The organism is Mycobacterium sp. (assembly GCF_002863225.1).
Classification (GTDB): Bacteria; Actinomycetota; Actinomycetes; order Mycobacteriales; family Mycobacteriaceae; genus Mycobacterium.
Genome location: NZ_PKEK01000041.1, coordinates 279,353 through 288,275 on the forward strand (window position 1 = coordinate 279,353; position 8,923 = coordinate 288,275).

6 protein-coding genes and 1 pseudogene are annotated in these 8,923 nt (G+C 68.6%); 4 read left to right on the forward strand and 3 right to left on the reverse strand.

Annotated features, from left to right (window positions below; all coding sequences use genetic code 11):
• The first annotated feature begins 17 nt into the window (after window positions 1–17).
• Both CYU59_RS13610 and CYU59_RS13615 read left to right on the forward strand, forming a co-directional pair.
• Window positions 18–1,520, forward strand: a complete 1,503-nt coding sequence (locus tag CYU59_RS13610) for a CHAD domain-containing protein (protein ID WP_292990263.1) — start codon at window positions 18–20, stop codon at window positions 1,518–1,520.
• Window positions 1,517–2,263, forward strand: a complete 747-nt coding sequence (locus CYU59_RS13615) for a ParA family protein (RefSeq protein ID WP_292990266.1) — start codon at window positions 1,517–1,519, stop codon at window positions 2,261–2,263. Before CYU59_RS13610 ends, CYU59_RS13615 begins: the two co-directional genes overlap by 4 nt.
• Here the strand turns inward: CYU59_RS13615 and CYU59_RS13620 are convergent.
• Window positions 2,256–4,844, reverse strand: coding sequence for an ATP-binding cassette domain-containing protein (locus CYU59_RS13620; RefSeq protein WP_292990269.1), 2,589 nt, complete (start codon window positions 4,842–4,844; stop codon window positions 2,256–2,258). The genes CYU59_RS13615 and CYU59_RS13620 overlap by 8 nt on opposite strands.
• Before the next feature lie 118 nt (window positions 4,845–4,962).
• On the reverse strand, window positions 4,963–5,451 hold the full coding sequence (locus CYU59_RS13625) for a MarR family transcriptional regulator (RefSeq protein ID WP_292990272.1): 489 nt from the start codon (window positions 5,449–5,451) through the stop codon (window positions 4,963–4,965).
• A 126-nt stretch (window positions 5,452–5,577) separates the two neighbouring features.
• Here CYU59_RS13625 and CYU59_RS13630 point away from each other — a divergent pair, with 126 nt between their 5' ends.
• Window positions 5,578–7,662, forward strand: coding sequence for an ATP-binding cassette domain-containing protein (locus CYU59_RS13630; protein WP_292990274.1), 2,085 nt, complete (start codon window positions 5,578–5,580; stop codon window positions 7,660–7,662).
• 47 nt (window positions 7,663–7,709) lie between these two features.
• Entirely contained in the window at window positions 7,710–8,504 is a 795-nt protein-coding gene (locus CYU59_RS13635) for an energy-coupling factor transporter transmembrane protein EcfT (protein WP_292990324.1), read from the forward strand.
• Window positions 8,505–8,508: 4 nt separating this feature from the next.
• Here CYU59_RS13635 and CYU59_RS13640 read toward each other — a convergent pair.
• Window positions 8,509–8,923: pseudogene (locus tag CYU59_RS13640) on the reverse strand (extracellular solute-binding protein); the annotation flags it as partial.

Sequence of the window (8,923 nt, forward strand, 5' to 3'; positions counted from 1 at the left end):
CCCCAGGAAGGTGAGCCATGAGCGGGATATCCCGCGCATTCAGCAAGGAGGGCGCGGTCGACATCGACACCGTGGCCGCTGCCTTGGCCCCGAAGTTCACTGTGGCTGCCGGCGAATACACGACCGTGTCACGCACCTGGCTGGACACTTTCGACTGGCGGTTGCACTCGGCCGGTATCTCGCTGCACTTCGCCGACAACGGGCCGCTGGTCCTGCAGCTGCCCGACGGGGTCCGTTTGCAGGCGCCGCGGGCCGCGAAGTGGCCGGCGCAGGTGCACGAGCTGCCCCCCGGCCCGGTCCGTGACGCACTGGCACCGCTGATCGCGCCGCGGGCGCTGGTGCCGGTCGTCACCGTGCAGGCGGCCTCCCAGGAAAGCCGGGTGCTCGATGCCGACGAGAAGACGGTGGCTCGGTTGCTCACCGACAGTGTCGCCGACGGCACCAGCCAGTTGCGCATCCAACCGCTGCGCGGTTACGACGCCGACGGCGATCGCATCGCGCGGCGGCTGGCGAAGATCGACGGGTTCAGTGCCGTCGCGACGACGCCGTATGACCTCGCGCTGACCCACGCGGTCCGCGGGCCCACCAACGGAACCGCCTCCGTTTCGCCGCTACGACCGAAAGCTGTTGCCGCCGTTGCCATCACCGGCATCCTGGACGGATTCGCGGCGGCAATCGAGGAGAATGTGCCGGGAACCATCGCCTCGATCGACATCGAATTCCTGCACGACCTGCGCGTCGCGGTCCGTCGCACCCGATCGATTCTCAAGCTCGTCGGCGACGTGCTGCCCAATCAGCTCGCCGAGCGTTACGCACCGGATTTCAAGTGGCTCGGCGATCTGACCACCCCGGTCCGCGACCTGGACGTCTACCTGTTCGAGCTCGACTCGATGACGGCCCGGCTGACCTCTGCCGACCCCGGCGACCTCGACCCGTTTCGGTCCTTTCTGGTCTCGCACCGCGCTGCGGAACGGCGTCGCCTGGTACGCGGCCTGCGCTCGAAACGGTTCCACAATCTGCTCGGCGACTGGCGCGCCGAGCTGGCCGAAGTGAGCACCGGCGCCGGCGCCGGTCCCACGGTCGCGGCGCTGGCACGTCAGCGACTCACGCGGGCCTACCGCAACGCCGCGCGGCGGGGCAGTCGGATCACCGAGGACTCGCCCAGCGACGACGTCCACGCGCTGCGCAAGCGGTGCAAGGAATTGCGTTACCTGCTCGAGGTCTTCAAACCGGTGTGCGAGAGTGCGCCCCACCGGGCCTTGCTCAAAGAGCTCAAGTCGCTGCAGGACACCCTCGGTGACTTCCAGGACGGCGAGGTGCAGCGCGAAGCCGTGCACGAATTCGCCGCCGCGATGATGGAACAGGGCGCGGCGCCCCCCAAGACGCTGCTGGCGATGGGGGAGATGGCCGCTCAGCTCGACGCCCATCAGCTCGGTGCGCGGGCCGCGCTGGCCGGGCGGCTGCAGCCCTTCCTCTCCGACGAGAATCGGGCCCGTGTCAAGGCATTGGTGCGCCGATGAAGGTCTATGCCACCTACAACATCAAGGGCGGTGTCGGTAAGACGTCGGCGGCGGTGAACCTGGCGCATCTGGCGGCGCTCGACGGACTCAACGTGCTGCTGTGGGACCTCGACCCGCAGGGCGCGGCGACGTTCATGTTCCGGGTGCGGCCCGAGGTCAAAGGTGGCGGCCGGGCGCTGGTGGAGGGGTCACGATCGCTGGACGACGCGATCAAGGCCACGGATTTCGACGGCCTGGATCTGGTGCCCGCGGACTTCCGTTACCGGAATCTGGACGTGCAGCTCGACGACATGAAGCGTCCGACGCGCCGGATTCGAGAACTGTTGCGGCCGCTGGAAAGTCAGTACGACGCCGTCTTCCTCGACTGCCCGCCGAGCATCTCGTTGCTCTCGGAAAACGTGCTCCACGCGGTCGACACCCTGTTGGTGCCGATGATCCCGGCGACGTTGTCGGTACGCACTTACGACCAACTGACGGAGTTCGTCGCCGATTTCGAAGGACGGCAGCCGCGGGTGCGCGCCTTCTTCTCGATGGTGGACAAGCGCAAGCGCCTGCACTGCGACCTGGTGGAGCGCTTGTCGACCGAGCGAGCCGGGATCTTGACCACGACCATTCCGGCGCTGTCGATCATCGAACAGATGGCCGAGCATCGTGCGCCGGTGACCGCATCCGCGCCGCACAGCGCGGCGTCGCACTGCTACCGCGCCCTCTGGGCAGAGGTCAGGCGCGACGAACTCAGGTGATCGGCTCCTGGTGATGCCGCCGCGACGGCCGTCGTAAGCGCCAGCGCAGCGCCGCGGTGGCGATCACGCCGAATCCGGTCAACAGGCCCATGTCCAGTAGCCATTGTCCGGAAGAGTGTTTCCACGAATCGTCAGCCTCGGCAAGGGGATTGACCGCATGCACGTCGACGGTGGATGCGGCCGCCGCGAAGCCCCAGCGGGACGGCATCAGGGCGGCGATCTGCTCCAGCGGGAACCGGCCGGAGATCGGGAACATCGCTCCGGCGAACACCAGGGAGAACAGGACGATCAACACGCCGGTCAGCAGAATCTGCTCGAAGTGCCTTGCCAGAGTGGACAAAGCGAGCGCAACCATTGCCGTCACGATGGCGGTGACGGCCAGCGCGATGAACAGTTCTGTACTGGCCGCGAGGGTGTGGTGTCCGAGCAGCACGCCGCCGCGGGCGGGGGCCTTGTGGCCGACGGTCGCGACAGCGGTGATCGTTGCGGTCTGAGCGATGGCGATCAGGCTGAACACGAGGATCTTGCCGGCCAAAAAGGCCGACGCCGACAGCCCGTGTGCCTGTTCGCGGCGGAAGATGCGCTGCTCGCCGAACAAGTCGCGGATGCCCAAGGCCGTACCCATGACCACGGCCCCGAGGGTGAGCACGGTCAGGATCGCGACGGCCTGGTCGGGATTTCTGCCGTAGCGGCTAGCCGGGCCCAGACCCGCGTCGCCGGGTATCAGCAACGACATCGCGCCGAACAGCATCGGCAGGATGGCGAGGAAGACCAAGTACCGTTGATCGGCGACGGTCAGCCAGGCTTGGCGACGGATCGAAACCGCGATCTGGTGCAGCAGGTTTCGCTTCAACGCCGGAGCGGTCGGGGTGTCCGACGGCGGCGGGGGTTCGGGTGGCGGCGGCACCTGCTGGCGGGCCAGGTATTCGTCGTGTGCGCCGTAGGGGTCCGTTCGGGCCCGCTTGACGATGGCGTCCCAGTCGGTGGTGCCCAACTGTGGCCCGATCTCCGCGGGTGCGCCGGCGAATACCGGGATGCCGGTCGGGGTCAGCACCACCACCTGGTCGCAGACGTCGAGTCCGGTCGGCGCCGTCGTGGCCACCAAAACGACACGCCCCTCGTCGGCGAGACGTCGCAGCGCCGTCGTGATCTGTTGTGCCGCTTCGGGTTCGAGTCCGGCCGTCGGCTCGTCCAGAACGACCAGCGACGGGTCGGTCACCAACTCCAGCGCCAACGACGCGCGCTTCCGCTGCACGGCGGTCAGGGTGCCTGCCCGTGCGGTGCGCAGTGAGTCGAGTTCCAGCTTCTCCAGTACCGTCTGAACGGCTTCTCGGCGCAGGTCATTGGAAGTGCCTGGCGCGAAACGCAATTCGGCGGCATAGTTCAGCGACTGCTCGACGGTCAATTGCGGGCGCAGCAGATCGTGGCGCGGCACCACGCCCACATGCGGCCGTACGTCGTCGGCCGCCACGTCGTGGCCGTCGAAATCGACTTCACCCGCGCTGGGTTGCACCGTGCCGGCCAGCACATCGACCAGAGCGGAAGTGCTGGCTTCGGAAAGCCCGATGACGGAGGTGATCGTGCCCGGAGACGCGGTGAACGACAGGTCGGCCAACGCCTGCTCGCCGTCAACGCTCAGCCGTACCCGGCGGGCCTCCAGCGGGCCGGCGATGGTCGTCGGAGCCGGGGATTCGGGCGGGGTTTCGGTTGGCGCCGCCGCCACATCGGTGTGGGTTTCGCCCGGCTGGTCCGGCTCGGTGGCCGGTGCGGCCTCAGGCGGCCGGGCCTCGGTGCGCCGTTGCTTCAGCTTGTGGATCGCACTCGAGAGCCGGGCAGTCACTGTCGGCTTGGGTGCCGGTGGCGGCAACTGCACCGCTGCTGTCGGCTGGCCCTGGTAGGGCACCGTCGGTGGCGGCGACGGAAACGGCGGCAGCGGCTGCGACGGGGGTGGCGGCTGTGGCGGCGCCGGCGGCTGCGGAGGCGACGGCGGCTGCGGAGGAGGCGCAGGCTGCGGACGGACCCGCGGCGGCGGCGGTGGGGGAGGCGGCGCGACCCACTGGCGCGGCGGCGGGGGCAGGGGAACCGGCGGGGGAGGCGGAACAGGGGGAGGCGGCGGAACCGGCGGAGGTGGCGCGACACGGGGCTGCGGCGGGACCGGCGGATGGAACTGTGCGACAGGTCTCGGCGGCGGGCGCAGCGGCGGCGGTGGTGCGGACGGCCGGCGCACCGGAGGCGGCGGGACCCGCGGCGGTGGCGGCGGAGCGGGCGGGGCGGGGAGCTCGAAGACCAACCGCGGGCCGTGCTGCGGGTCGCCGAGCGTGATGGCCCGACCGTGGTGGATGAAGACCGTCGACATCCGCACCCCGTCGACGTACATGCCCGCTTCGCTGCGGTCGACAGCGATCCACTGGCCGCCGTTGAAGTGCAGCACCACCAGCGGTGCCGGCGATCCGCTCACCCCGTTGAGACGGACGTCCGCCCCGGCGTCCACGCCGACGGTGACGTCGCGACCAGGTGGGAAGGCGAATCTGTTTGCGCCGAGCCAGACGATAAGCGGAGAGTCGAACGTCCCCGTCGACACATCCGCCCCCTTTGCTCACCCGAAATAGTTGATTCCGGAGTCCATTATCCAGCCGCCGCTGTGAGGCGGGCATCGGCCGTGGGCCGTCCGGGCCGGACAGGCCCAGCGAGAGGGGTGGCTAGCGGGATGCGCCGGGCCGCGGCACGGTTGCCGACTCGTCGAGCAGGCGGCGAAGCACGGTCACCGCTTCCAGCAGGATCTGGCGGTCGGCGGCGTTGAGCCCGGCGAGTTGCGGCTCGATCGCGCTGGCGCGGTCGGCCCGAACCCGGTTGAGGGTCTGCATGCCCTCCGCTGTGATCTTGATTCGGACGGCCCGGGCGTCGCCTGGGTCGACGGTTCGAGTCACCAGACCTGCGTCTTCGAGCCGTCGGACCTGCGTGGTCATCGTCGGCTGCGAGCAGTGATCGACCGCTGCCAGGTCGCAGATGCGCGCCTCGCCGTGGGCGTCGATCGTCGACAGCAGGCGCGCCTGCGCGGCCGGCAACTGCATTTGGATGCGTTGGGTCGCGTAGCGATTCAGCCGGGCGACAACGGCGAGCAGATCCGCGCCCAGGCCGGCGACAGCCTCGTCGGCGGCGCCGCGCTCGCTGGTTGCGGATGGAGTCATGCGTCTATAGTTGCATAGCTAGGCTATCTAGGCCACGAACCATGCAATTTCAGTCGTGTTAACTCGAACCCAATCCCCTTGTTTTGCATAGGGGTACACCCCGTGGGTGCTGGCAGAATTGGTGAAATGAACGCGACCCGCCCCGCGGCCGGGACTTCGTCCCGTTCGCTGCGTCCCGGCGAGCTAGCGCAGTCCTCGGTGATGGCCGCCCTCTGCGCGGCCACCGCGATCATCTCGATCGTCGTCCCCTTCGCCGGGGCGCTGTCATTGCTGGGCACCGTCCCGATGGGGTTGCTGGCCTACCGGTACCGATTCCGGGTGCTGGTCGCCGCGACGGTCGCCGCCGCGGTGATCGCATTCCTGATCGCCGGCCTCGGTGGCCTGATGACGGTCGGGAACAGCGCCTACGTCGGCGGGCTGACCGGCGTCATCAAACGGCGAGGCCGTGGCACCGGGACGGTGCTTGTCGTCTCGCTCGTCGCCGGAGCGGTGTTCAACCTGTTCGCGGTCGGCGCGCTGATGCTGCTCGCGCGACTGCGAAACCTGATCTTCGACACCGTGAAGGCCAACATCGACGGGCTCGCCGCCGTGTTGACCGCCATCGGCCGTTTCGTGGTCGACCACCCGTTTCCGCTCAGCACCCGCATCGGGAATGGCTTAGAGGCGACCGCTCACGGACTCCAGTGGTTCATCGGCCACGCGCTGGGCTACTGGCAGCTGCTGATCTTCGCCAACGGTGTCGTCTCGCTGATGGTCGTGTCGCTGATCGGATGGTGGGCGCTGTCGCGGGTGCTGGACCGGATGCGCGGCATTCCCGACGTGCACAAGCTGGACGCCTTGCACGACAGCGCCCCGGTGGGTCCGGTCCCGGTGCGCTTGGACCAGGTCCGCTTCCGCTATCCCAACACCGCCCACGACGCGCTGCGGCCGGTCGACCTACAGGTCGACGCCGGCGAACATCTGGCGGTCACCGGGGTCAACGGCTCTGGCAAGACCACGCTGATGCTGGTGCTGGCCGGCCGCGAACCGACGTCGGGCGTCATCGAACGGCCCGGGTCGGTGGGGCTGGGCCGAATGGGCGGCACCGCGGTGGTAATGCAGCATCCGGAAAGTCAGGTGCTGGGCACCCGGGTCGCCGACGACGTGGTGTGGGGCCTGCCGCCGGGAACCAAAACCGATGTGGCCCAGCTGCTCAGCGAAGTCGGCCTGGAATCGCACGCCGAACGCGACACCGGAAGTCTGTCCGGCGGTGAGCTGCAGCGGCTGGCGGTCGCGGCCGCTCTGGCCCGCGAGCCCGCGCTGCTGATCGCCGATGAGGTCACCAGCATGGTCGACCAGGAGGGCCGCGAGAGCCTGCTGGGTGTGTTGTCCGGCCTGAAGCGGCAGCACAGCACGGCGCTGGTGCACATCACCCACTACAGCACTGAGGCTGAAATCGCGGACAGCACCATCAATCTCAGCGAGTCCGGGGACAACACCAGCATGGTCGAGACGATCGCTGCGCCCGTGACGACGCCCCCGATGGGACATGAGTCCAGTCCGGCGATTCTCGAGGTCTCCGGCGTCAGCCACGAGTACAACAGCGGGACACCGTGGGCCAAGACCGCGTTGCGCGACGTCAACTTCACCGTCCATCAGGGCGACGGGTTGTTGATTCACGGCGGTAACGGGTCGGGAAAGTCGACGCTGGCGTGGATTTTGGCCGGGCTGACGGTGCCGACCACCGGCGATTGCCTGCTGGACGGTGCGCCGACCCACGAGCAGGTCGGTGCGGTGGCGCTGTCGTTCCAGGCGGCCAGGCTGCAGCTGATGCGCAGCCGGGTCGATCGGGAAGTGGCGTCGGCGGCGGGCTTCTCGCCGAAGGACCGTGATCGCATCGACAACGCTCTGGCCGTGGTGGGCTTGGACAGTGCGCTGGGCAGCCGGCGCATCGACCAACTCAGCGGCGGCCAGATGCGCCGGGTGGTGCTGGCCGGTCTGCTGGCCCGTTCCCCGCGAGCGCTCATCCTCGACGAGCCGTTGGCGGGTCTGGATGCCGAAACACAAAGCGGTCTGGTGCGCTTGATCGAAGACCTGCGCCGCGAGCAGGGCTTGACCGTGGTGGTCATCTCGCACGACTTCGTCGGCTTGGAGGAGCTGTGCCCCCGCACCGTGGACCTTCGTGACGGCGTGTTGCACGAAGTCTCGGCCACCGCGGGAGAGCTGTCGTGACGGCTGCGGCGCCGAAGGACGGTTCCGAGCGCCGGCCGTCACGTTCGATGGTTCTGCTGCGTCCGGTGCCCGGCACGTCAGTCGTGCACGACCTGTGGGCCGGCACCAAACTACTTGCCGTGGCCGCCATCTCGGTACTGCTGACATTCTTCCCGGGATGGATCGCGATCGGACTGGTCGCCGGGCTGGTGCTGACCGCCGCCAAGCTCGCGCACATTCCGCGTGGTGCTCTACCCACCATTCCACGCTGGCTGTGGATCCTGCTGGCCCTCGGTGGCTTGTCGGCCGCGGCCGCCGGCGGCAGTCCAGTGGTGCAGTTGGCCGGAACATCGCTGGGGCTTGGCGGGTTGCTGAATTTCCTGCGGATCACAGCGTTGTCGATTGTGCTACTGGGACTCGGCGCAATGGTGTCGTGGACCACCAATGTCGCTGAAATCGCGCCTGCGGTGGCCTCTTTGGGCCGGCCGCTGCGATGGGTGCGGATTCCGGTCGACGAGTGGGCGGTCACCATCGCGCTGGCGCTGCGGGCATTCCCGATGCTGATCGACGAGTTCCGGGTGCTCTATGCCGCACGCAGTCTGCGGCCCAAGCGGGTTGCGACCACCCGCCGTAGCCGCCGGCGTCGGGTGGCGGCAGAGCTCGTCGACCTGCTCACCGCGGCGCTGACGGTAACCTTGCGACGCGCCGACGAGATGGGTGACGCCATCACCGCGCGGGGTGGCATCGGCATGATCTCGGCGATGCCGGCCCGGCCGAAATCGGCTGACTGGATCGCCATGTCGATCGTCCTTGTGGTGTGTGCCGCGGCAATTTGGTTCGACGTCCCGCCGCCGCCGCGCTGATCTGTTAGCGGGCCGCTGCCGCGTTGGCGGCGTCTTGAGCATTGTGCAGGGTGGTGGCGATATCGCCGCGGCCCAGGAACATTTCGTCGAAATAGGGCTTGATCACCTGGTTTCCCGCGGCGAACCCGGCACCGCCGGGTGCGGCGATGCGCCGACCGTCGAGGACGGTGAAGAACGGCCGCACGTCGATACCCTTGCTCAGCCAGTAGTCGAAATACACCCGTTGCGCGGCGGTGACCGCCGGAATGGCGCTGCCCTGGCGACCGATGTACTGGTTACCTTCGGTGCTGCCCAGCCAGCTCAGCACCTGGCGCACCGAATCGGGATGGGCGGATGCTGAATTACCGGCCGCGGCAATGCCATTGGTGACGCTGACCCGACCTTTCGGCCCGGCGGGCAGCAGCGCCACGCCCCAGTGG

Bases quoted from the DNA above. Each gene is read 5' to 3' on its own strand.
- CYU59_RS13625 (WP_292990272.1), bottom strand. From the start codon at position 5,451: ATGACTCCATCCGCAACCAGCGAGCGCGGCGCCGCCGACGAGGCTGTC.
- CYU59_RS13615 (WP_292990266.1), top strand. From the start codon at position 1,517: ATGAAGGTCTATGCCACCTACAACATCAAGGGCGGTGTCGGTAAGACG.
- CYU59_RS13630 (WP_292990274.1), top strand. From the start codon at position 5,578: ATGAACGCGACCCGCCCCGCGGCCGGGACTTCGTCCCGTTCGCTGCGT.
- CYU59_RS13610 (WP_292990263.1), top strand. From the start codon at position 18: ATGAGCGGGATATCCCGCGCATTCAGCAAGGAGGGCGCGGTCGACATC.
- CYU59_RS13635 (WP_292990324.1), top strand. From the start codon at position 7,710: ATGGTTCTGCTGCGTCCGGTGCCCGGCACGTCAGTCGTGCACGACCTG.